Genomic DNA, 21,771 nt, shown 5'->3' on the forward strand with positions numbered 1-21,771 from the left:
GGCTGAGGGCACGGCGAGACCTCGCTTCCGTCGGGGATCTGTCGATCTTCTCATGCCCCGGGAAACGATTCGACACCTTTTCGCCGAGGGCGACACCGACGTTAGGAGCTGAACCTCACTTGAGGTCAAGGGGCGCCGCGACGCGCCCGCCGGTGTCAGCGGACGTCCAGACCCGCCTCGCGCATCTCCTGCTTCACCTGGGGGATCGTCAGCGTGCCGAAGTGGAAGACGCTCGCCGCCAGAACCGCGTCCGCACCCGACCGGGCGGCTTCGACGAAGTCCGCCGGCTTTCCCGCACCGCCCGACGCGATCAGCGGCACCGCCACCCGCGCCCGCACGTCGGCGAGCATCTCCAGGTCGAAGCCACCGGCCGTGCCGTCCGCGTCCATCGAGTTCAGCAGGATCTCGCCCGCACCGAGCGCCGCGGCCTTCTCGGCCCACTCGACGGCGTCGAGCCCGGTGCCCCGCCGGCCGCCGTGGGTGGTCACCTCGTAGCCGGACGGCGTCGTCGTCCCGCCCGTCGCCCGGCGTGCGTCCACGCTGAGCACGAGCACCTGCGATCCGAACCGCCCGGCGATCTCCGCGATCAGCTCGGGCCGGGCGATCGCCGCCGTGTTCACACCGACCTTGTCCGCACCGGCCCGGAGGAGGCGGTCGACGTCCTCGGCGGACCGCACCCCGCCGCCCACCGTGAGCGGGACGAACACCTGCTCGGCGGTACGCCGGACGACGTCCAGGGTGGTGTCACGGCCGGCCGCGGACGCCGAGACGTCCAGGAACGTCAGCTCGTCCGCGCCCTCGGCGTCGTACCGTGCCGCGAGCTCGACCGGGTCGCCGGCGTCGCGCAGGTTCTGGAAGTTGACCCCCTTGACGACGCGGCCCGCGTCGACGTCGAGGCACGGGATCACGCGGATCGCGACAGACATGTCAGTCCTTCTTCTTCTCGTTCTCCCGGACCGGCCGGTGCGCGTCCAGGATGTCGATCACGTACACCAGGGTCTCGCCCGCCAGCGGGTTCTTCGTGCCCGCATACGCCATACCGGGCGGTACCACCAGCATCACCTGGGAGCCGACCGGCTGCTGGACGAGACCGGCGTCCCAGCCCTCGATCAGTGCGCCGATGCCCACCTGGGCCGAACGCGGCGGGGCGTCCCGCGCCCACGTGGACTCGACGACCCTACCGTCGGCCCACGTGACCGCGTGCAGTTCGACGGTGATCACCTGGCCTTCGGTGACCTGCGGTCCGCGGCCCCGGATCAGCGGCACCACCTCGAGGTCCTGCGGCGGCGGCGCGCCACGCGGGACCCGCACCGTCGGGGCGCCCAGCTCGTCGCGGGTCACGCGCGGCAGGCCACGGGGCGGACCGGGCAGCTCCGTCCCGGAGGCCCGCGTGGGCAGGACGTCGACCACCAGCAGCACCGGCACCTGTGCGCCCTCGTCGGTGTCGGTGTCGGTCAGCATCACCCGGGCGCCCGCCCGCTTGCCCTCCAGGGCCTCGAACAGGTGGTTGCCGAGCGAACTCTCCGTCATCGTGTACGGAGCCGGGGCGCTGCGGAACGTGTTCTGCAGCTCGGTGCCGTCACGGCCGTCCTCCGCGTAGAGGTTGAGCAGCACCGGCCCGTCACGCTCGAGCCGTTCGCCGGTGCCCGGCCACACGGTCCGCGATCCCGGCTCCAGCACCTCGAACGGCTTGACGTACGTCAGCCTCGGCACCTGGCCCGGCCGGCCGTCGACGTCGAGCGGCGCCTGCGACGCGGTCGAGGTCGGCGCCGGGCCGACCTCGACCGGGAGCGAGGCGGGGGCACAGGCGCCGACCGCCACGAGCAGCCCCGCGAGGACCAGGGCGACGAGCGGACGGCGAAGCACCAGCAGATCGTACCTGGAGCACCGGACGCGGCCCGGTCGGGCCGGTGGCCGGGCCGGCCGCCCGCCCCGTGCCGCCGGAAGGGTGGCGAGGGCCGCGGACGCCACGTGGGAGCGCCCGCCGGGCCGAGCCCGGCGGCTGCGGGGAAGACACCACTACATCGACTCGATGAGGCGCTCCACCCGCTCGTCGACGTTCCGGAACGGGTCCTTGCACAGGACCGTGCGCTGGGCCTGGTCGTTGAGCTTGAGGTGCACCCAGTCGACCGTGTAGTCACGGCGCGCGTCCTGGGCTGCGCGCACGAAGTCGCCGCGCAGCTTCGCGCGCGTCGTCTGGGGCGGGACCGCCGTCGACTCGAAGATCTCCAGGTCCGTGACGACTCGCTCCACCATGCCGCGGGCGGCGAGCAGGTTGTACAGGCCCTCGGTCCGGGAGATGTCGTGGTACGCCAGATCCAGGCGCGCGATACGGGGATCGTCGAGCGCGAGGCCGTGCTTGGCCTGGTAGCGCTGGATGAGGCGCAGCTTGATCACCCAGTCCAGCTCGCGGTCCACCAGCGACAGGTCCCCGGTGTCCAGCGCCCGCAGGCCGCGCTCCCACAGATCGAGCACCTGCTTCACCACCGGCGTCGGGTCACCGTGCCCCTCGACGAAGTCCCGCACCCGCTCGTAGTACTCGGTCTGGATCTCCACGGCCGTCATGGACCGTCCGTTGGCGAGCGTCACCGCGTGCTTGCCCGAACGGTCGTGGCTGATCTCCCGGATCGCGCGGATCGGGTTCTCGAGGCTCAGGTCGCGCATCGGCAGGCCGGCCTCCACGAGCCGCAGCACCAGGTCCGTGGCCCCGACCTTGAGCATCGTGGTGGGCTCCGCCATGGAGGAGTCCCCGACGATGACATGCAGGCGCCGGTAGTGCTCGGCGTCGGCGTGCGGCTCGTCCCGGGTGTTGATGATGGGGCGGGACCGCGTGGTCGCGGACGACACCGCCTCCCAGATGTGGTCCGCACGCTGCGACAGGCAGTACACGGCACCGCGCGGCGTGGCGAGGACCTTGCCCGCGCCCACCAGCACCTGCCGGGTGATGAGGAAGGGCACCAGCACGTCACTCAGCCGCGCGAAGTCCCCGCCGCGGCGCACCAGGTAGTTCTCGTGGCACCCGTAGGAGTTGCCCGCCGAATCCGTGTTGTTCTTGAACAGGTGGATCCGGCCGGGCAGGTCCTCGTGCTCCAGACGCTGCTGCGCGTCCTCGACCAGGCCCTCCAGGATGCGCTCCCCGCCGCGGTCGTACGCGACAAGCTGCCGCACGTCGTCGCACTCGGCCGTCGCGTACTCGGGATGCGAGCCCACATCGAGGTACAGCCGGGAGCCGTTGCGCAGGAACACGTTGGAGCTGCGTCCCCAGGCCACGACCTTGCGGAACAGATAACGGGCGACCTCGTCGGCCGAGAGGCCGCGCCCGTCCTCGGCGGCGCAGGTGACGCCGTACTCGGTCTCCAGTCCGAAGATCCTGCGATCCATGGCGGTACCTCCCTATCTGTGCGTACGGTGCGTGCGGTGGTCCCTGGCGATGTCGACGGCGATCAGTCCTGTGGCGATCCCCCCTGAGGCCCCGTGTCCTCGGCAGACCCCGCGTCCCCGGCGGGCTCCGTGCCCCCGGCGGGCTCCGTGCCCTCGGCCCCCTGACCCTTCTCGGCCTGCTCGTCCTTCTCGGTCTGGTCCTCCTTCTCGGCCTGCTCGGGCGCCGCGGGCACGGCCTGCGGGGCCGCGACCCCGCCCGGCTCGCCGGGGTCGCCCGTCCCCGGTTCCGCTCCCTGCTCCTGGGCCAGCAGCTCGGTCAGCGTCTGCTTCGTGAGGCGGCGGAAGGCGCGACGCGGCCGCGACCGCTCCAGCACCGCCACCTCGAGCTGGCCCGGCTCGATGGTGCGGGGCGTACCGCTGTCGGAGGACCCGAGCACGGTCACGGCGAGCCGTAGCGCCTCACCCAGCGTCATGTCCGCGCGCCAGCCCTCACCCACCTTCCGGCCCAGCTGTTCGGCCTGGCCGCCCATGACGACGTGACCGTGCTCGTCGGCGACGGTCCCGTCGTAGGTGAGCCGGTAGATCTGGTCGTCCTCCGCGGTCCTGCCGACCTCCGCGACGACGAGCTCCACCTCCAACGGCTTGGACTCCGTGATGAACACGGTCCCGAGGATCTGCGCGTAGGCGTTCGCGAGGCCGCGGGCGGTGACGTCGGAGCGGTCGTAGGTGTATCCACGAAGATCGGCGTACCGCACACCGGCGACGCGCAGGTTCTCGAACTCGTTGTACTTGCCGACCGCCGCGAACCCGATGCGGTCGTAGATCTCGGAGATCTTGTGCAGGGCGCGCGAGGGGTTCTCCGTGGCGAACGCGATGCCGCCGTCGTAGGCGAGGACCACGACGGACCGCCCGCGGGCGATGCCCTTGCGGGCGAAGTCCGCCCGGTCCTTCATCAGCTGCTCGGGCGAGACGTAGAAGGGCATGTTCATGCGAGCGACCCCCGTTCCCGCCGCTCGGCGGCGATGCGTTCGGCGACGGCGGCGACGTCGTCGCCGGGCAGGCGAGAATACCCGTCGGCAGTGACCGTGGCGACGACGGGGAAGATCCGGCGCACCGTGTCGGGCCCGCCGGTGGCCGAGTCGTCGTCGGCGGCGTCGTACAGCGCCTCGACGGCGACGGCCACCGCGCCGGCCGCGTCCAGGTCGCGACGCCAGAGCTTCTTCATGGCGCCGCGGGCGAAGAGCGAGCCGGAGCCCACGGCGTGATGCTCACGCTCCTCGTAGCATCCGCCGGTCGGGTCGTAGGAGAAGATCCGCCCCTCGCCACGCTCCAGGTCGTAACCGGCGAACAGCGGGACCACGGTCAGCCCCTGCATCGCCATCGGCAGGTTGCCCCGCAGCATGGTGGCCAGGCGGTTCGCCTTGCCCTCCAGCGAGAGGAGCGAGCCCTCGATCTTCTCGTAGTGCTCGAGCTCGAGCTGGTAGAGCTTGACCAGCTCGATGCCGATGCCGGCCGCCCCGGCGATCCCCACCGCGGAGTACTCGTCGGCGGGAAACACCTTCTCGATGGACCGGCTGGCGATCATCGGGCCGGCCGTCGCGCGGCGGTCGCCCGCCATGACGACGCCGCCCGCCTCCCCGTCGAACGCCACCGCGACGATCGTCGTGGCGTGCGGCGCCAGCTCGTGGTGGTAGCCGCCCTGCCCGCTGCCGACGCCTGCCGTGCCGGCGGAGCCGCCCGGCCCCGCGCCGACCGCGCCCGGCAGACGATCGGGCGCGTGCTCCGCGAGGAACTCGACGAACGACGACGATCCCGGGCGCAGGAACGCGTCCGGGAGCCGTCCTTGACCGCGGCCGCCGGGGCCGCCTCCGAAGCCGTCCAACTACTGGCCACCCTTCTGCACGAAGCCACGCACGAACGACTCCGCGTTCGACTCCAGCACGTCGTCGATCTCGTCCAGCAGTTCGTCGACCTCGTCGTCACGCTGCTGCGCCTGGCCCGCGGGGGCCGGGACGTCCGCGGCGTCGTCGTCCGGTGTACGGTCCTCGTGTGACGGGTTGATACGTTCCTGACCGGCCATGATCGCCTCCTGGTATTGCTCACGGCTGCCGCTGGTCTCGCCAGCCTAGAACCTTAACTGCACTTTGCGAATCATCCCTCGCCGGAAAGTCTCCGCAAAAGAGTCACAGCGTCGGGACTCGCATCCAGCAACGGCCCGACGATCGCCTCGGTTCCCCGCGCCGGGTCGAGCATCGGGACACGCTGGAGGGTCTGCCGACCGCCGACATCGAAGATCACCGAGTCCCAGCTCGCCGCGGAGACCTGGTCGCCGTAGCGGGCCATGACCTCGCCCCGGAACCACGCGCGGGTGTCCGCCGGTGGATGGTCGACGGCACGCGCCACCGAGGCCTCGTCGACGATCCGGTCCACGGCTCCCTTGGCCAGCAGCCGGTGGTAGATCCCGCGCTCGGGCCGCACGTCGGACCACTGCAGGTCCATGGCGTGCAGGCGCGGATGCTCCCAGTCCAGCCCGTCCCGCCGGCGCAGGCCTTCCAGCAGGCGCAGCTTCGCGATCCACTCCACCTCACGGGCACACCCCGCCCGGTCCACCGCCAGGCGCTCCAGCAGCGACGTCCAGCGTTCCAGCACCGCGTCGGAGTCCGGGTCGCTGCCGAGCGTCTTCAGCGAGCGGCGCACCACGTCGGCGCAGACGCCCTGGATCTCGAGCGCCGTCATCGTCCGCCCGTCCGCCAGCTCCAGCGGCACGGACAGCTCCAGATCGCGGGAGACACGCTGGACAGCGGCCACCGGCTCGGCGAGCTTCAGGGCCCCGAGCTCCTTGCGCGCGTCCACACCGCCGTCCGCCAGCTCGTCGAGATGCTCCAGCACCCACAGGAAGAGGGAGGTCACGCCCGTCTTGAGGTAGGTCGGCACCTCCATGCAGTTGGCGTCACCGAGGATGAGGTGCAGGCGACGCCAGCGCTGGCGGTCGGCATGCGGTTCGTCGCGCGTGTTCACGATGGGCCGGCGCAGGGTGGTCTCCAGACCGATCTCGGCCTCGATGTAGTCGGCGCGCTGCGAGAGCTGGTACCCGGGCTGGCCCCCCGCGGCGCCCAGGCCCACCCGGCCCGAACCGGTGTACACCTGCCGTGTCACCAGGAACGGGGTGATGAGTTCCGCGAGCGTGGCGAACGACAGGGCACGGTCCACCAGATAGTTCTCGTGCGTGCCGTAGCTGGCCCCCTTGCCGTCCACGTTGTTCTTGTACAGGACCGTCTCGTTGCCCGGCACGGCCGCGAGGGCGCGCACGGCCGCGAGCATGACCCGCTCCCCGGCCACGTCCCAGCGCACGAGGTCGACCGGATTGGTGACCTCGGGCGACGAGTACTCCGGGTGCGCGTGGTCCACGTACAGCCGAGCGCCGTTGGTGAGGATGACGTTCGCGGCGCTCGGGTCGTCGTACTCCTCGGTGGCCGGCCGTTCCACGTCCTGCGGCGGTGAGCCCTGCCCACCGCGCACCACCGGGATCTGCCCTGTCCCGGGACGAGCGCCGACCACGGGCACCTGGCCGGTCTGCGGGCCCGAGGGCGCCGGGCGCGCCGGGTCGTTGGTGATCAGCGAGGGGTGCGCCGACGCCTGTTCCAGGCGGAACCCGCGCGCGTCCTGCAGCGGGTCCTCGTCGTCGTAGTCCCATCGCGCCCTGCTGCGGGCGGAGGCGTCCCGGTCCGCGATGGCGCGGTAGGTCGTCACCACCTGGCTCGAGAGCAGCATCGGGTTCGCCAGCGGGCGCCCCGGCTGCAGCACTCCGTACTCGGTCTCGATTCCCATCACGCGACGCACGCTCACACCACCACCCTATGCAGTGTTCTCCGGAGTCGCCGGGATCGGTCGCCGTGGGTGCTCGTACCTCTCGCACCCCCGGGGCCTCGCGACGGTTCCGGCGGCCCGGGACCGGCCGGGTCGAACTGCCGACCCTCCGGCCCCGGGCCCCTTGAAATTGACGCCTGGAGCCTCATACCGCTGGTCGGGTCACAGGTACTGGCCTGTGTTCTGGACCGTGTCGATGGTGCGGGGAGCCGCGCCCTCGCCCTTCTTCTGGACGATGGTGCGGATGAAGACGATCCGCTCGCCCTTCTTCCCGCTGATCCGCGCCCAGTCGTCGGGGTTGGTGGTGTTGGGCAGGTCCTCGTTCTCCTGGAACTCGTCCACGCATGCCGAGAGCAGGTGGTCGACGCGGATGCCCTTCTGACCGGTGGACAGGAAGTCCTTGATCGCGTTCTTCTTCGCCCGGTCCACGACGTTCTCGATCATGGCGCCGGAGTTGAAGTCCTTGAAGAACAGGGTCTCCTTGTCCCCGGACGCGTACGTGACCTCCAGGAACTGGTTCTCCTCGTCCTCGGAGTACATGCGCTCCACGACGGAGGTGATCATCCCGTCGAGTGCCGCGGCGGTGTTGCCGCCGTACTCGGCGACGTCCTCGGGATGGATGGGCAGGTCCTCGGTGAGGTACTTGGCGAAGATCTCCTTGGCGCCCTCGGCGTCCGGACGCTCGATCTTGATCTTCACGTCGAGCCGGCCCGGGCGCAGGATCGCCGGGTCGATCATGTCCTCACGGTTGGACGCGCCGATGACGATGACGTTGTCGAGACGCTCCACACCGTCGATCTCCGCGAGGAGCTGCGGCACGATGGTGGTCTCGACGTCGGACGAGAGCCCCGTCCCGCGGGTGCGGAACAGCGACTCCATCTCGTCGAAGAAGACGACCACCGGCATGCCCTGGGAGGCCTTCTCCCGGGCACGGGCGAAGATCAGGCGGATGTGCCGCTCGGTCTCGCCCACGTACTTGTTGAGGAGCTCGGGGCCCTTGACGTTGAGGAAGAAGCTCTTCGCCGACGGGTTGCCGCCGTTCGCCTTCGCGACCATACCGGCCAGGGAGTGCGCCACCGCCTTGGCGATGAGCGTCTTGCCGCAGCCGGGCGGGCCGTACAGGAGGACGCCCTTGGGCGGCCGCAGACCGTGCTCCCGGAACAGGTCCGGGTGGGCGAACGGCAGCTCGACCGCGTCACGGATCGCCTCGATCTGCGGGCCGAGGCCGCCGATGTCGCCGTAGTCGATCTCGGGGACCTCCTCGAGAACGAGCTCCTCGACCTCGGACTTGGGCACCACCTCGAAGACGAAGCCGCTCCGGGTGTCCACGGTGAGCGAGTCACCGACCCGCAGCACCTCGTCGGCGATCGAGCCGGCGAGGCGCACGACGCGTTCCTCGTCCGCGCGGCCGACGACGAGCACCCGCCCGCCGCCGAGCAGCTCCTTGACGGTGACCAGCTCGCCGGTGCGCTCGTACTCACCGGCCGCGACCACCGTCATCGCCTCGTTGAGCTTGACCTCCTGGCCCGGGCTCAGCCGGGACACGTCGAGGTTGGGACTGGCCGCCACGTGCATCTTGCGGCCCGAGGACGAGATGTCCACCGATCCGTCGGGGTGCGCCCCCAGGAAGGTGGCGTAGGTGCCCGGCGGCTTGGCCAGGTCGTCGAGCTGCTTCTTCAGCTCGACGATCTGGTCGCGAGCGGCTCGCAGCGCCTCGGCGAGGCGCTCGTTCTTTGCTGAGAGGAGGGCAATCTGACGCTCGTAGTCGCGATTGGGCATCGATCCGTTATCGGGAAGGTTGTATCCACCTGTGTTGTCGGTCATGGCTTCCCCTCTCGTAGGGCCCGGAAGGCGACCCTACGACGTGGACCGCCTCCGAGAACAGCACTGTAGGCGCAGTGTCTGACAGTCAGGGAGGGAGAACACGCGTCGGAGACGGCGCGGGTACCCGATCGTTACGCGCTGTTCACGTACGACGTGCGCCCACGTCCCTGTTCGCTCTCGGCGGATCCGGCGACGTCTCAACCCGTGGGAATGCCCGCGCCCGCGGCCCTCGCTCCGCCGCGCCCTCACTCCGCCGCGCCCCTCACTCCTCGGGTGGCTTGCCGACCTCCCGGCGCACCCGCCGGATCTTCTTCGCGGAGACCTCGCGCTCTCCCAGCGCGTCCTCGGTCCACTCCTCGGCCCAGGCGGTGTCGACCGCCTGGTCGGCGGCGGTGCCGTTCGCGGTGGCGCGTTCGGTCTTCGCGCCCTTGGCCGGCCGGCGCTTGCGCTCCGGCGGGGTCACGCCGTCGGCCAGACGCCGCGCGGTGACCAGGAACCCGGTGTGGCCCACCATGCGGTGCTGCGGACGGACCGCGAGACCCTCCAGGTGCCAGCCACGCACCATGGTCTCGAACGCGGCCGGTTCCGCGAACCGGCCGCTCGCCCGCAGGTCCTCGGCCGTGCGCGACAGCTGGGTCGCGGTCGCGACGTAGCAGGTCAGCACACCGCCGGGCACGAGAGCGTCGGCGACGACGCCGATGTTCTCCCAGGGGGCGAGCATGTCGAGCACCACGCGGTCCACCGTCCCGGGCTCGACGACGCCCGGCAGGCGGTCGGCGAGGTCACCCGTGTGCAGACGCCACGCGGGGTGCGGGCCGCCGAAGAACGTCTCGACGTTGCCGCTCGCGATGGCCGCGAAGTCCTCACGCCGTTCGATCGAGTGGAGCTCTCCCGCGTCGCCGACGGCACGCAGCAGCGACAGGGTGAGCCCGCCGGAGCCGACGCCCGCCTCGACCACACGCGCGCCAGGGAAGATGTCACCCATCGTGACGATCTGGCCGGCGTCCTTCGGGTAGACGACTGCCGCGCCCCGGGGCATCGACAGCACGTAGTCGTTCAGCAGGGGCCGCAGTGCCAGGTACTCGACGTCCTCGGTGTTCGTGACGACCCAGCCCTCGGGTCTCCCGATCAGCTCCTCGTGCCGGAAGTAGCCCTTGTGCGTGTGGAACGTGGCGCCGGGCTTGAGGGTGATGGTGTGCATCCGGCCCTTGGGATCGGTCAGCTGCACCTTGTCGCCCACCCGGAAGGGTCCGCGGCGCTCGTCGGCGCCGGTGGCCACCGGGCGGGGGGCATCGGTCGGAGAAGTCACGACCGACCATCCTACGTGCGCCCGGCCCGGGACGTGCGCCCGGCCGGCGAGGTGCGCACGGCGACAGGCGGTGGCGCGGCCCGGTCGCGACCGGCGGTCAGGAGCCGCGGACCGCCATGGCGACCCTCGCCAGGTCGAGGACGCCGGTCACCCGGCCGGCCTCGACGACCGGCACGAGACGCGCCCCGCCGGACGACGTCGCGAGATGGCGCAGGAGATCCTGCCCGCTCACGTCCGGGCCGACGGCGGACCTGGGCACGAAGGGTACGGCGACGGCGTCGACCCCGGTCGTCTCGCGGGCGTCCGGCGGGACGGAGCCGGCCGCGTCGTCGTCGAGCACGGCCAGCGGGACGTCGGCATGCCCCACGACGACGACGCGGGGCGACGTCCCGCCCGGCCCGGCGGGCGGACGGGCCGCGAGCGCCGCGGCGACGGTGGAGCCGAGCGGAACGGTCACGACCGGGTCGGCGAGGTCCCCGGCGCGCAGCGCGGAGATCGCGTCGCGGCGGCGCCCGCCCGCGATGGCCGTGCTCGCGCCGGCCCAGATGAAGACGGCGACGAGTGCGGAGAAGAGCACCGTGTTGAGGTCCAGCGGTGTTCCGTTCACGAGCGGGAGGACGACGGCGTCGGCCAGCGCCCAGAGCACGACGGCGACCGCGATGAGTCGCCCGGCCCATCCGGCGGCGATCGTGCCGGTGCTCCGTGAGCCGGTCAGGCGCCAGACGACGGCTTCCAGGATCTGCCCGCCGTCCAGCGGGAGGCCCGGCAGCAGGTTGAACACGCCCACGAACGCGTTGGAGAAGGCTCCGGCGCCCAGCAGCAACGCGGGGATGTCCAGGCCGCCGTCCGCGCGGGCGAGGAACGCCAGCCAGAACCCGCCGGCCAGCGCGATGTTGGTGAGCGGGCCGACGATGGCCACCAGGACGCCGTCGAGCGGGCGGGTCAGGCCACCGGAGTAGGCGGTGTGCCCGCCCCAGAGCGTGATCGCGAGTTCGTGGACCTCGTGCCCACGGGCGCGGGCCATGAGGGCGTGGGCGACCTCGTGCAGGAACACGGACGCGAACAGCATGATCACGAAGGTGGCGGCCACGAGGTACGCGACAGCACCGAGATCGGGTATCTGCCTGAGCACCCAGGGGCCGAACACGAGGGTCAGCACCGCCGCGGCGACGAACCACGAGGGGGTGACGATGACCGGCGCGCCGGCGATGTGACCGAGCGTCCAGCCGCTGGATCGCCGGGGTGCGGCCGGTGCCGATGGCTTGCTGTCCACCGGGAGAGCCTATCCGCCGGGGCGGCGCCGGGGCGGTGATCTCGCGGCGCGCCTGTGGATGACGCCGGGGCGTTGTCGGTCTCTCGCCCTAGGGTTGTCGCCATGACCGTGATCGCGCCTCCGTCCCGTCCACCGGCCCTGTCACCGTCGCGCGCGAGCGACTTCATGCAGTGCCCGCTGCTCTTCCGGCTGCGGACGGTGGACCGGCTGCCCGAACCGGCGTCGTCGGCGGCGACCCGGGGGACCCTGGTGCACTCGGTCCTGGAGCGCCTGTACGACGCGCCGGCGGGTGAGCGGACGCCGGCGGCCGCACAGGCGCTGCTGCCCGTGGAGTGGGAGAAGCTGCGGGAGACCGATCCGCGGGTGAACGAGCTGTTCGCGCCCGGCGGCGAGGCGGCGGCGGAGGGGGTCGACAACTGGCTCGACGGTGCCGGACGGCTGGTGAGCACCTACTTCACGCTGGAGGATCCGAACCGCCTGGAGCCGGCCGAGCGCGAGCTGAAGGTGGAGACCCAGCTGGAGGACGGCCCGCTGCTTCGGGGGATCGTCGACCGGCTCGACGTGAAGCCGGACGACGGCGCGCTGCGGGTGGTGGACTACAAGACGGGCCGCGCGCCCAGCCCGCGGTTCGAGGGCAAGGTGCTGTTCCAGCTGCGGTTCTACGGGCTGGTGCTGTGGCGCGAGCGGGGCGTGGTCCCGAGGATGCTGCAGCTCGTCTACCTGGGCGACGGGCAGATCCTGCGCGCGGAACCCACCCCGGAGCAGCTGGAGGGAGCCGAGCGGAAGGTGCGCTGGGTGTGGTCGGAGATCGAGAAGGCGGCACGCGGCGGCGTCTGGGAGCCGCGCCCCGGCAAGCTCTGCGACTGGTGCGCGCACCGGTCGGTGTGTCCGGCGTTCGGCGGGACGGCGCCGCAGATCCCCGAGGGGGCCGTGGAGCTGCGGCTGGGAATCGTGTAGCGGGCTCAGTACTCGTCGACGACCTCGCCGGCGGCGAGACGCGCGATCAGGTCGAGGCCCGCGCCGTCGAGGGAGCGGACGCGGCTCAGGCCCGGGCGGCGCTCGACCGGCAGGACGGCTTCGACGCCGAGCGTGCTGGCGCCGCTGGCGAGCGCGGAGGTGATGCCGACGGGCGAGTCCTCGACGGCGACGCAGTCGGCCGGGTCCACGCCGAGCCGCTCCGCCGCGGTGAGGTAGGGCTCCGGCGCCGGCTTGCCCTGGGTGACCTCGTCGCCCGCGACGATCGTGGTGAACGTTCCGTCGGGGGCTCCCGCGGCGACGGCTTCGGCCAGGTTGCGGTAGGACATCGTGACGATCGCGCAGGGCACGCCGGCGGCGTTCAGGTCGGCCAGCAGCGGCAGCACACCGGGGCGCCACGGGACCTCGTCCGCCAGGCGGTCCTGGACGCGCCCGATGAGCCAGGTGACGATGTCGACCGGTTCCATGGGCACGCCGGCAGCCCGCAGGACGCCCGCGCTGACGATCAACTGCTGCCCCACGAGCCGCAACGCGTCCTCGTGCGTCCAGGTCACGCCGTGGGCCGCGGTGAGCTCATGCTCCGCCGCGATCCAGTACGGCTCCGTGTCCACCAGGGTGCCGTCCATGTCGAACAGCACGGCCTTCGGGAGCGCCTGGGAGCCTCCGGCTCCGCCGGCTTCCGGGTCGTGGCGCAGAGCGGTGTTCACAGGGACCTCCGGAGGGATCGGCGAGGGGATCGCGGTACGGGCCCACCCCATCACATGCGCGAAACGCCGTGTGACGAGGAGACGACGAGGAGGTGACGAACCCGCACGGCGACCCCAGGACTGCGACGCATCTCACACCGCGGGACTCGTCCGGGCGAGCCTGGCGGCCGAGCGGCTCGACCGTCTGCACGCCCGGCGGCCGGCGCGCCCGACCGTGCCGCATTCGCTCCGGCGCACGTTCCCCCTCCGGCGCGCGGCCCGTCCGCGGCCCCTCTTTCGGGATCACTCCGTCCTTTCGGGATCGCTCCGTCACCCGGTTGAATGGCCCCCGACATGACCATCTTCTTCACGTCCGACCTGCATCTCGGGCACGCCAACATCATCAGGTTCTGCGACCGGCCGTTCGACGGCGTCGGGCACATGAACGCCCGGCTCGCCGAGCTCTGGAACGAGACCGTGTCCGACGAGGACACCGTCTGGGTGCTCGGCGACGTCGCGCTCGGCAGCCTGGACGACTCGCTGAGCTGGATCGGACGCCTCGCCGGGCGCAAGATCCTGGTTCCCGGCAACCACGACCGCTGCTGGGCCGGGGACCGTGAGCTTCGCAAGGGTACGGCCGAGGCGCGCGCCGCGCGCCGGGACAGGGCCCGGTCCCGCTATCTCGCCGCCGGGTTCGCCGAGATCCACGACGAACCGGGCCGGTTCCCCGTCGCGGGAACCGACGCCGTGGTCTCGCACTTCCCGTACACCGGGGACTCGCACGGTGAGGACCGGTACGTCGAGCACCGTCCACGGGACGACGGCGGCTGGGTGCTGCACGGGCACGTCCACGACACGTGGCGGCAGCGAGCCCGCCAGCTGAACGTCGGCGTCGACGCCTGGGGCGGGCGCCCGGTCGCGGTCGACCGGCTCGCCGACCTGATCGATCACGGGCCGCGCGACCTGGCACCGCTGGCCTGGCCGGACGCGACGGGTCACGGACGGCCATGACCCGCGACGCGCCGCACCCGGCCGCCTCGCCCGCCATGCTCGACGGTCGACTCGCCCGCACCGCGCAGAAGTGGGACGCGACCGCGCACGACCTGCTGGAACGGTGCCTGTGCGTGGTCTGCGCGATGGCCGCGCTGACCGCGCTCAGAGGGACGCCTCACCGCTGCCCCCGTCCGCACGCGCGGCCTCGAGCGATCTGACGAGCTCGTCCGAGCGTTCCGCCGGCTCACGGAACCGCACCGGGTTCTCGTCCGCCAGCCGGGCGCGGAGCCGCGCCGCTCGCCGTGCCGCGCCGAGCGCCGTGTCGAGGTCACCGCGACCGGCGAGCGCGACGGCGAGGTTCGTCAGGGCGAGAGCGAGTTCGGGTTCGTACTTCTCGGGCCGCGCCCGCGTGAGGCCGTCGAGGATCTCGGCGGCCTCCTCCGCCGCTGCCACGGCGTCGTCGTGCCGGCCGACGTCCGCGTAGGTCCCCGCCAGATTCGTCAGCGACGTGGCGAGGACCGGCAGGTGCTGGGTCCCGCTGCGCCCGGTCAGGCGTCGGCTGGCGCCGACGGCCTCCTCCGCCGGGTCGACGGCATCCGGGGTGCGCCCGTTCTCGGCGAGCCGTGACGCGAGGTTCGACAGCGACTTCACCAGGCCCGACAGGTGGCGCTCGGGATGCGCGGCCGCGAGTTCGCGAAGGATGCCGGTGGCCTCGTCCTCCGCGGCGAGCGCCTGGGTCGCGTTCCCGAGGACCGAATGGGTCACGCCGAGGTTGGACAGGGAGGCGGCGAGCTCCGGCAGGTACCGGTCCGGGTTCGACGTGGCGAGCCGCCGTCTGATCGTCACGGCCTCGCGTTCGCGTTCCAGTCCCAGCCGGCGCCGGCCGAGCTGCGCGTTGAGGATCCCGAGGTTCGACAGCGTCTGGGCGACGAAGGGCAGGTAGCCCTCGTGCTGCTCGGCGAGCCGACGGCGCAGTTCGAGCGCCTCGGCCGTGGCGCGAGCCGCTTCGGCCGGCCTGCCCAGTTCGCTCAGCCGGGCTCCGAGGTAGGAGAGCGCGGAGGCGAGATCGGGGTTGTACCGGTACGGGTCGTGCCGCACCAGTTCGCGGCACGTCTCGACGGCCTCCAGCGTGCACCGGTACGCGTCGCCGACCGCGCCGAGCGCGGCGTGGCGCTTCCCGAGGTTCCAGAGGCCCTTGGCCAGCAGGAGGCGGACCTGCGCAGGGGCGCCGCCGGAGGTGAGACGTGCCAGGGCGACGCTCTCGGCCGAGGCCGCCAGCGCCTCCTGGGCTCGTCCGAGTTCCGCGAGGGTGCTACCCATGTTCATCATCGACTGGGCGAGCTCCGGCCGGTACCGGGCGGGACGGTCGGCGACGAGGTCGCGGTACGCGGCGACGGCCTCCTCGTGGTCGTCGAGCGCCTCGTCGATCCGGCCCCGGAACCACAGCAGCGTGCCCCGCGAGGCGTGGGCGGCCGCGAGCGCGGACTCGAGTCCGGCACGCGAGCCGTCGCCCGCGAGCGCCACGAGAAGACGCAGCGCCTGGTCGGCCGCCTCGAGCGCCCGGGCGTACCTGCCGTCGTTCTTCAGCGCGTCGGCCAGTACGACGTGGACGGCGGCCTGGCGCCGACGATCGCCGTCGAGCAGGGTGACGGCGCGCCGTGCCACGCGGACGCGTGCACGCATGAAGTCGCCGGTCAGGTACTCCGGATGGCAGGAGAACGTCTCCAGCACGTCGGCGTCGTCGGGCAGCTGTGCCGTCACGCGCGCGTACGCTCCGGCCACCGCTCGCGCGGACGCGTCCCGTGGGCCGGCGGACATGATCCTGGCCAGGAGCCGGGCCGCGTGCACCGCCTGGCGAGCCGTCAGGCCGGTGGTGACACGTGCGGCGAACTTCGGGTCGTCGGCCAGGGCGCGGGCCACGAGGTCCTCGTCCGGCGGACCGACGGCGGCCGGCGGCTCGGACCTGCGCGTGGGGCCGGTCTCCTGCGCGCCCAGGAGCATGGCGGTGGCCAGGACGGCGCCGCGGGCCGGTGTGAGCGGTCCAGGGTCGTCCGAGGGGCGGCCGGGCACGGACGCGGCCGGCTCCGGGGCGGGCAGCTCGAGGACGAGTGATCCGCACAGCAGCGGGTGCAGCGCGGGGGTGCCGTGCTCGAGCCGGTCACGCCAGACGGCGGTCCGCCGCGCGAGCAGTAGGACGCGTGTGCGCCCACCGTCCTGACCCGCCGCGGAGAGCAGGAGCGAGCGCAGGGCGGGAAAGGTGTCGGCGTCGTCGACCACGAGCAGGCGTCGGCGAGCCCGGTGCTCGAGGGCCGCGCGGGCCGCGTCGTCGTTCCGGAGCTGGAGGACCGCCCAGCCCCGCCGGGCGAGCCGCCCGGCCAGGTCGTGTGCGAGGCGGGTCTTGCCGGAGTCCCGCGGGCCGGTGAGGAAGCACACGGCCAGCGGTGTCCGGGAACGTGCCCAGTGCAGCAGCGTCCTGAACTCGGCGCGCTGTGCGGCCGGGCGGCCGGGCTCGCCCGCCTGCGGGGGCCGCACCGCCGACGCACGCGGAGCTCGGGTGCTGTGCGGCGGGAGGCTGAGATCCACCACGTCAGTGAACCGGACAATCACGATCCCTGCCAGAAATAGGGCGGGAGTCGCGGGCCTGCGGGTAGCGTTCTGGTAACAGCGAGATGAGGAGTGACCCGTGTCCGAGTTCTTTTCCGACCGTCCTGGTGCGTTCGACCTCGACGGCGACGGCGTACCGGACGTCGAGACCGCCGACACCACCGGCGACGGCACCGTCGACGCCCAGTTCGAGGACTACGACGGCGACGGTGTGCCGGACCTCGAGATGTACGACACCAGCGGCGACGGCCACCCCGACGTCGTCCGTGACGTGGCGGGCGGCGTCGAGTCGATCGCGGTCGACACGGACGGCGACGGCGAGGCCGACGTCGAGGACACCTTCCCGGCGTGACGGCTGAGGCCGTCACGTCCGTTCACGGGCGCTCCGTGCGCAGCGCTCCCCGCACCATGTCGAGGACGGCCTCGTCCCCCAAACCTTGCGCGCGCGCACGGCGGACCAGGTCTCGGGTGCGGGCCAGGAGGTCTCCGCCGGACGGCGACGTGGCACCGTCCTCGGGCACGGCGCCCCGGCGTCCGGCGGGAGCGATCACGGTTCCGACGCGACGCCGGCTCACGACGATCCGTCCGGCCTCCAGCTCGCGGTAGGCGCGCTGCACCGTGCCGACCGCGATCCCGAGGTCGCGCGCGAGGTCCCGCGAGGCCGGCAGCCGGTCCCCCGCGCCGAGTGCCCCGACGGCGACCAGGCCCACGACCTGGGAGCGAATCTGCTCGTAGACCGGGACCGGGGAGGACAGGTCGACCCGGAGCTCGGTCGGTCCCGGAACGGCGGCCCGCGGGCCGTGCCGTTCGGACCCGGCGGGCCGTGGCACGGCCGGGTCCGCCAGTTTCGGGGCCGGCCGCTGGGGAGCCGGCCGCTCCGGGTCCGGCGCCGTCACGCCCGGACGCCCCGATCGAGGCGGACGGCCGGAGCGCTCGCGCTCGCGTTCGCCGGGCGTGACGGCATCGCGGTGAGGAGCCCGCAGATCCCCGAGGCGACACCGATCACGACCCCGGCGACCATGAGGACGACTCCGACACCCGGCAACCACGCCCCCGCCGCCCCGGCGGGCAGCTCACCGCCGGGCCGGAGCGCGCTTCCGGCGGTCCACAGCGTCATGCCGAGCGTCCCGCCGACGAGGAGCTGCACGCCACCCAGCAGACGCGCTGCGCTGGTGGCCCGGACGGCCGCGTCGTGCTCGCCGGCGACGCCCGCCAGTGGTGACCGGCGCGCGATGAGCCGAAGCGTCGTGACGGTGGCGAGTACCGCGGCCACGAGTCCGGCGAGCAGCGGCACGCCGTAGGGCCAGCCGGGGAACGGTCCCCGGGACGACTCCGACACGCTGCCGTCGGGCCAGATGACCGGCGGATGGTCGAACTGGCGGCCGCCCTCCCCGGCGACGAGCCCGAACACGACGAGCGCGAACGCCAGCGCCAGCACCGTCACGAGGAGCCAGCGAAGCCGGGCCCCACCGAGGGACCGGACGGTGCGCCGCACGAGGGGCGCGGTCCGCACGATCCCGGAGGGGCGCGGCCACGTGAGCTCACCGGCCGCGCGCACGGCGCAGAACACGACGACGGCGGCGAACGGCCCGAGCGCCTGAGCGATCCCGGGAACCTCGGGAAGCACGGCGAGCGCGCCCGTCCCCGCCACCGGAAGGCTCAGCACGACCCCGGCACACACCACGGCCCCCATCGCCGACGCCGACGCGATGAGCAGTTCGTGCCGGCGCGCACGGACGGTCGGGCCCGGTGACTCCCATCCCGCCGTGTCGTCGCCTCCGAGCCGCTGCGCGAGCGCGACGGCGAGCATCGTGACGAGCACGGGCAGCACGACGAGCCCCAGAACGACGAACAGGCCGAGACCAAGAGCCACGAGAACCTCCAATGAATCAATGAGCTGACGCATTGAACCAGAACCCGACACCACCGCGCAACACCCCCGGATCGACGCCCCCCGACCCACCCGACCACCGGATGCGGCCGGCCCGCCCCAGGGCCGGCCGGCCGCCGAGCAGTCGGCCCATTGTCGAGCACCCCGCCAGCCGATGCGGTCGGCTGGTTGTCGAGCGGTCGGTCCGATGTCAATGCGGTCGGTCGCCCAAGGGACCGACCGCTCGACATCGGACCGACCCCGGCCGACAACCGGCCGACCGCATCGCCTCGCCGCGCGAGTTCCGGCTCGCCGCGTCAGGGACGAGAGCGCGCCGGCGGTTCCAGGGGGACATCACGACCGCCGCCTCCGCGCACGCCCTCACCCAGCTTTTCCAGGAGTTCGCCGAGCACCCGCCGCTCCCCCGGTGCGAGGTTCGCCACCAGCGTCTCCTCGTGGGCGAGCAGGCCCCGCACCGCCCGCCGGACCACCTCGTGCCCCCGGTCGGTCAGCATCACGGAGACCGCGCGCCGGGACGCCGTCGACGGCGACCGCGTCACCAGCCCCTCCCGCTCGGCCCGCGCCACGCGCTGCGAGATCGCACCCGCCGTGACGAGGCAGCGCTCGGCGAGCTCACGAGTGGTCAACGTCCACGGCTCGCCGGCGCGGCGCAGGGTGCTGAGCAGATCGAGCGTGGCGGGGTCGATCCCGAGACGCCGGAGGGTGCGGCGACGCTCGTCGGCGAGGGCCTTCGCCACCCGCCACAGCGGCGTGATGACGCCGATCGACGACGTCGGCACGCCCGGCAGCTCGCGATCCCACGCCGCGGCGATCTCGGCTGCGGGGACGGCTCCCGTGCCGTCCAGCGGGTATTCCGTCATGGCGGCCTCCTGTAAGGTCTATGTTTAGACCTAAACATACAGGAGGGATCATCCCATGCCCCGACTCGTGCTCGTCACCGGCGGCTCGGGTGGCATCGGCAGCGCCGTCGCCGCCAGGTTCGTCGCAGCAGGAGACGACGTCGTCATCACCGGCCGCGACGCCGGCCGGCTGGCACGCGCCGCCGAGGCCACCGGGGCCCGGCCGGTGCGCTGCGACATGGCCCTGCCCGACGACGTCGCCGGCCTCGTCGCCGGCCTCGACCGCCCGGTCGACGTCGTCGTCGGCATGGCGGGCGGCAACACGGACTTCGACCGCTCCGCCGGCCGCACCGCGGACAGCGCCTCCACCCGGACCACCACCGGCAGTACCGCGGACTCCGGTACGACCGCTGCCGGCGACACGGAGCCCGCCCACGTCGCGCGACGGCTCGCCGACACCGCCGACGCCTGGCGCGCCAATCTCGACGCCAACCTCATCGGCACCGTGCTCACGGTCGAGGCGGCGCTGCCGGCGATGCCCGACGGCGGCTCGATCATCACGGTCGGGTCGATCGGCGCGGAGTACGCGGGGTCCTCCTACGGCGTCGCGAAGGCCGCGGTGCAGGCATGGACGGCCGGGCTGTCCGCGCGCGTCGGGCCGCGCGGCATCACCGCCAACTGCATCGCGCCCGGCTTCGTCGACGAGACCGACTACTTCCGCGGCCGGCTCTCCGACGAGCGCCGCGAGCGCCTGATCGCGGCCACCCACGACAAGCGGGCCGGTGTGCCCGCCGACGTCGCGGGTCTGGCCTGGTTCCTCGCCTCGCCGGGCGCCCGCCACGTCACGGGCCAGACCCTGCACGTGAACGGCGGGGCCCACACGACGCGCTGATACGCCGGCCCGGAAAACCTGCCGCCCCACCCCGGCCGCGCCCACCCCGGCCGCGCCCACCCCGGCCGCGCCCGCCTGGGCGTCGACCACCGCGACGGCGCTCAGGGGCCGCGCTCCCACGAGCGAGGCGGCATGGTCGCGCGCGGACGATCCTTCAGGTGTCGTCCCCGGCGGCGCGGCCGGCGGCCGCACGGAGGCGGGCCGCCATGACCTCGCAGCGCTCGGCGAGGCCCGGGGGTTCCAGGACCTCGAACTCGTGCCCGAGCAGCGTGACGTGCAGGAGCAGCAGGTCCAGGTCGTGCCCGCCGGCGCGGATCTCGCACGTCGTCTCGTCCCGGGGGACGACGACGGCGGCCGAGGGCGGCACCTGCGCCCCGACGACGTCCGCCGGCGCGCGCACCAGGAATCGCGCGTGCCGCGGATACACCCGGTCGGCGACGGATGCCTGGACGTAGGCGGCTGCCCCCGCCGGTATGGGCCGCGGGGTGAACCGCCAGGTGCGCGCGCGGACCTGGGACATGCGGTCCACCCGGAAGGTACGCCAGTCGTCCCGGTCACGGTCGAAGGCGAGCAGGTACCAGCGCCGCTCGGAGGCGACGAGGCGGTAGGGCTCGACCCGGCGCCGCCTCGCGGCGCCCTCCCGGGTGCGGTAGTCGAAGCCGAGCTCGACGCCGTCGCGGCAGGACCGGGCGACCTCCATCAGCACGTCCGGGTCCGCCGGCAGCCGCCCCCGTCCGAACGACTCGACCGACGCCGCCAGCGCACGCACGTCGCCGCGCAGCCGCGCCGGCAGCACCTGGTCGAGCTTGGTGAGGGTCCGCAGCGCCGCCTCTCCCCCGGTACCCGCGTCGCCGGCGCCGGCCAGCAGCGCGGCGACGACGGCGATGACCTCCTCGTCGTCGAGCAGCAGCGGCGGGAGCGTCTGCCCGGCGCCGAGCTGGTACCCGCCGCCGGCGCCGTGGTTGGAGTGCACGGGATACCCGAGGGCGCGCAGCCGGTCGACGTCACGGCGGACCGTCCTGGTGGTCACCCGCATCCGCGCCGCGAGTTCCGGACCGGTCCAGACGCGCCGCTGCTGGAGCAGTCCGAGCAGCGCCAGGACGCGTTCCGTCGTGCCCCGGCCGTCGTCGTGCCCGGTCTCGCGTCCGGCGTCGTCCGTGACCGGGAAGGGCTCCTCGGGTGCGTCGTCCACGTCGGCAGTCTCGCAGACGCTGCGGACAGATCCTGTCCGCACGGG

General features: G+C 73.0%; 20 protein-coding genes. 4 read left to right on the top strand and 16 right to left on the bottom strand.

Translation table 11 applies throughout. The features are described from left to right. Positions 1-155 precede the first annotated feature (155 nt). From hisF to J0911_RS15925, 10 genes are all read right to left on the bottom strand, one after another. Positions 156-926 carry an imidazole glycerol phosphate synthase subunit HisF gene (hisF, locus tag J0911_RS15880; protein WP_207276441.1) on the bottom strand — a complete coding sequence of 257 codons (771 nt, stop codon included), beginning with the start codon at positions 924-926 and terminating at the stop codon, positions 156-158. A 1-nt stretch (position 927) separates the two neighbouring features. Next, the gene (locus J0911_RS15885; protein WP_307865117.1) at positions 928-1,866 is read right to left on the bottom strand and encodes an FKBP-type peptidyl-prolyl cis-trans isomerase; all 939 of its coding nucleotides are present in this window, start codon (positions 1,864-1,866) and stop codon (positions 928-930) included. 153 nt (positions 1,867-2,019) lie between these two features. Continuing rightward, the gene (gene pafA / locus J0911_RS15890; RefSeq protein WP_207276442.1) at positions 2,020-3,381 is read right to left on the bottom strand and encodes a Pup--protein ligase; all 1,362 of its coding nucleotides are present in this window, start codon (positions 3,379-3,381) and stop codon (positions 2,020-2,022) included. Positions 3,382-3,443: 62 nt separating this feature from the next. Continuing rightward, positions 3,444-4,370 carry a proteasome subunit alpha gene (gene prcA, locus J0911_RS15895; protein ID WP_207276443.1) on the bottom strand — a complete coding sequence of 309 codons (927 nt, stop codon included), beginning with the start codon at positions 4,368-4,370 and terminating at the stop codon, positions 3,444-3,446. Further along, on the bottom strand, positions 4,367-5,263 hold the full coding sequence (gene prcB, locus J0911_RS15900; protein WP_207276444.1) for a proteasome subunit beta: 897 nt from the start codon (positions 5,261-5,263) through the stop codon (positions 4,367-4,369). Before prcB ends, prcA begins: the two co-directional genes overlap by 4 nt. Then, a complete protein-coding gene (locus J0911_RS15905; protein ID WP_207276445.1) occupies positions 5,264-5,461 on the bottom strand; it encodes a ubiquitin-like protein Pup in 198 nt (65 codons plus the stop codon). Between the two features lie 71 nt (positions 5,462-5,532). Beyond that, positions 5,533-7,209, bottom strand: coding sequence for a depupylase/deamidase Dop (dop, locus tag J0911_RS15910; RefSeq protein ID WP_207276852.1), 1,677 nt, complete (start codon positions 7,207-7,209; stop codon positions 5,533-5,535). 201 nt (positions 7,210-7,410) lie between these two features. Then, complete coding sequence (arc, locus tag J0911_RS15915) at positions 7,411-9,027, bottom strand: proteasome ATPase (RefSeq protein ID WP_242636879.1); 1,617 nt, start codon at positions 9,025-9,027, stop codon at positions 7,411-7,413. A 307-nt stretch (positions 9,028-9,334) separates the two neighbouring features. Further along, positions 9,335-10,381 (bottom strand): tRNA (adenine-N1)-methyltransferase, encoded by a 1,047-nt coding sequence (locus J0911_RS15920; RefSeq protein WP_207276447.1) that lies wholly within the window; start codon positions 10,379-10,381, stop codon positions 9,335-9,337. Positions 10,382-10,478: 97 nt separating this feature from the next. Beyond that, entirely contained in the window at positions 10,479-11,654 is a 1,176-nt protein-coding gene (locus J0911_RS15925; protein WP_207276448.1) for a site-2 protease family protein, read from the bottom strand. A 102-nt stretch (positions 11,655-11,756) separates the two neighbouring features. On the opposite strand from J0911_RS15925, the gene J0911_RS15930 reads away from it, so the two are divergent. Continuing rightward, positions 11,757-12,611: a RecB family exonuclease gene (locus J0911_RS15930; RefSeq protein WP_207276449.1), complete on the top strand. Its 855-nt coding sequence runs from the start codon at positions 11,757-11,759 to the stop codon at positions 12,609-12,611. A 5-nt stretch (positions 12,612-12,616) separates the two neighbouring features. Here the strand turns inward: J0911_RS15930 and J0911_RS15935 are convergent, their stop codons facing one another. Continuing rightward, positions 12,617-13,336, bottom strand: coding sequence for an HAD family hydrolase (locus J0911_RS15935; protein ID WP_307865118.1), 720 nt, complete (start codon positions 13,334-13,336; stop codon positions 12,617-12,619). A 333-nt stretch (positions 13,337-13,669) separates the two neighbouring features. On the opposite strand from J0911_RS15935, the gene J0911_RS15940 reads away from it, so the two are divergent. After that, positions 13,670-14,326, top strand: coding sequence for a metallophosphoesterase (locus J0911_RS15940; protein WP_207276451.1), 657 nt, complete (start codon positions 13,670-13,672; stop codon positions 14,324-14,326). Between the two features lie 144 nt (positions 14,327-14,470). Here J0911_RS15940 and J0911_RS21190 read toward each other — a convergent pair whose 3' ends face one another. After that, positions 14,471-16,891, bottom strand: coding sequence for a tetratricopeptide repeat protein (locus J0911_RS21190; RefSeq protein ID WP_207276452.1), 2,421 nt, complete (start codon positions 16,889-16,891; stop codon positions 14,471-14,473). A gap of 100 nt (positions 16,892-16,991) precedes the next feature. On the opposite strand from J0911_RS21190, the gene J0911_RS15950 reads away from it, so the two are divergent. Then, a complete protein-coding gene (locus J0911_RS15950) occupies positions 16,992-17,264 on the top strand; it encodes a hypothetical protein (protein WP_207276453.1) in 273 nt (90 codons plus the stop codon). Between the two features lie 22 nt (positions 17,265-17,286). On the opposite strand, the gene J0911_RS15955 is transcribed toward J0911_RS15950, so the two are convergent. The 3 genes from J0911_RS15955 to J0911_RS15965 all read right to left on the bottom strand — a co-directional run bounded on the left by J0911_RS15955 (position 17,287) and on the right by J0911_RS15965 (position 19,663). Beyond that, on the bottom strand, positions 17,287-17,808 hold the full coding sequence (locus J0911_RS15955; RefSeq protein WP_307865119.1) for a GntR family transcriptional regulator: 522 nt from the start codon (positions 17,806-17,808) through the stop codon (positions 17,287-17,289). Then, on the bottom strand, positions 17,805-18,785 hold the full coding sequence (locus tag J0911_RS15960; RefSeq protein WP_207276454.1) for a hypothetical protein: 981 nt from the start codon (positions 18,783-18,785) through the stop codon (positions 17,805-17,807). Before J0911_RS15960 ends, J0911_RS15955 begins: the two co-directional genes overlap by 4 nt. Before the next feature lie 314 nt (positions 18,786-19,099). After that, positions 19,100-19,663, bottom strand: a complete 564-nt coding sequence (locus tag J0911_RS15965) for a MarR family winged helix-turn-helix transcriptional regulator (RefSeq protein ID WP_207276455.1) — start codon at positions 19,661-19,663, stop codon at positions 19,100-19,102. Positions 19,664-19,718: 55 nt separating this feature from the next. On the opposite strand from J0911_RS15965, the gene J0911_RS15970 reads away from it, so the two are divergent. Continuing rightward, positions 19,719-20,534 (top strand): SDR family NAD(P)-dependent oxidoreductase, encoded by an 816-nt coding sequence (locus tag J0911_RS15970; RefSeq protein ID WP_207276456.1) that lies wholly within the window; start codon positions 19,719-19,721, stop codon positions 20,532-20,534. A 154-nt stretch (positions 20,535-20,688) separates the two neighbouring features. Here the strand turns inward: J0911_RS15970 and J0911_RS15975 are convergent, their stop codons facing one another. Continuing rightward, on the bottom strand, positions 20,689-21,726 hold the full coding sequence (locus J0911_RS15975; RefSeq protein ID WP_307865120.1) for a helix-turn-helix transcriptional regulator: 1,038 nt from the start codon (positions 21,724-21,726) through the stop codon (positions 20,689-20,691). Positions 21,727-21,771: the final 45 nt, after the last annotated feature.

The organism is Myceligenerans salitolerans (assembly GCF_017349295.1).
Classification (GTDB): Bacteria; Actinomycetota; Actinomycetes; order Actinomycetales; family Cellulomonadaceae; genus Myceligenerans; species Myceligenerans salitolerans.

What these genes read in the sequence shown, in the direction of transcription:
- pafA (WP_207276442.1), bottom strand. Translation starts at nt 3,381, where the DNA reads ATGGATCGCAGGATCTTCGGACTGGAGACCGAGTACGGCGTCACCTGC.
- J0911_RS15940 (WP_207276451.1), top strand. Translation starts at nt 13,670, where the DNA reads ATGACCATCTTCTTCACGTCCGACCTGCATCTCGGGCACGCCAACATC.
- J0911_RS15970 (WP_207276456.1), top strand. Translation starts at nt 19,719, where the DNA reads ATGCCCCGACTCGTGCTCGTCACCGGCGGCTCGGGTGGCATCGGCAGC.
- hisF (WP_207276441.1), bottom strand. Translation starts at nt 926, where the DNA reads ATGTCTGTCGCGATCCGCGTGATCCCGTGCCTCGACGTCGACGCGGGC.
- J0911_RS15965 (WP_207276455.1), bottom strand. Translation starts at nt 19,663, where the DNA reads ATGACGGAATACCCGCTGGACGGCACGGGAGCCGTCCCCGCAGCCGAG.
- dop (WP_207276852.1), bottom strand. Translation starts at nt 7,209, where the DNA reads ATGGGAATCGAGACCGAGTACGGAGTGCTGCAGCCGGGGCGCCCGCTG.
- arc (WP_242636879.1), bottom strand. Translation starts at nt 9,027, where the DNA reads ATGCCCAATCGCGACTACGAGCGTCAGATTGCCCTCCTCTCAGCAAAG.
- J0911_RS15930 (WP_207276449.1), top strand. Translation starts at nt 11,757, where the DNA reads ATGACCGTGATCGCGCCTCCGTCCCGTCCACCGGCCCTGTCACCGTCG.
- prcA (WP_207276443.1), bottom strand. Translation starts at nt 4,370, where the DNA reads ATGAACATGCCCTTCTACGTCTCGCCCGAGCAGCTGATGAAGGACCGG.
- J0911_RS15905 (WP_207276445.1), bottom strand. Translation starts at nt 5,461, where the DNA reads ATGGCCGGTCAGGAACGTATCAACCCGTCACACGAGGACCGTACACCG.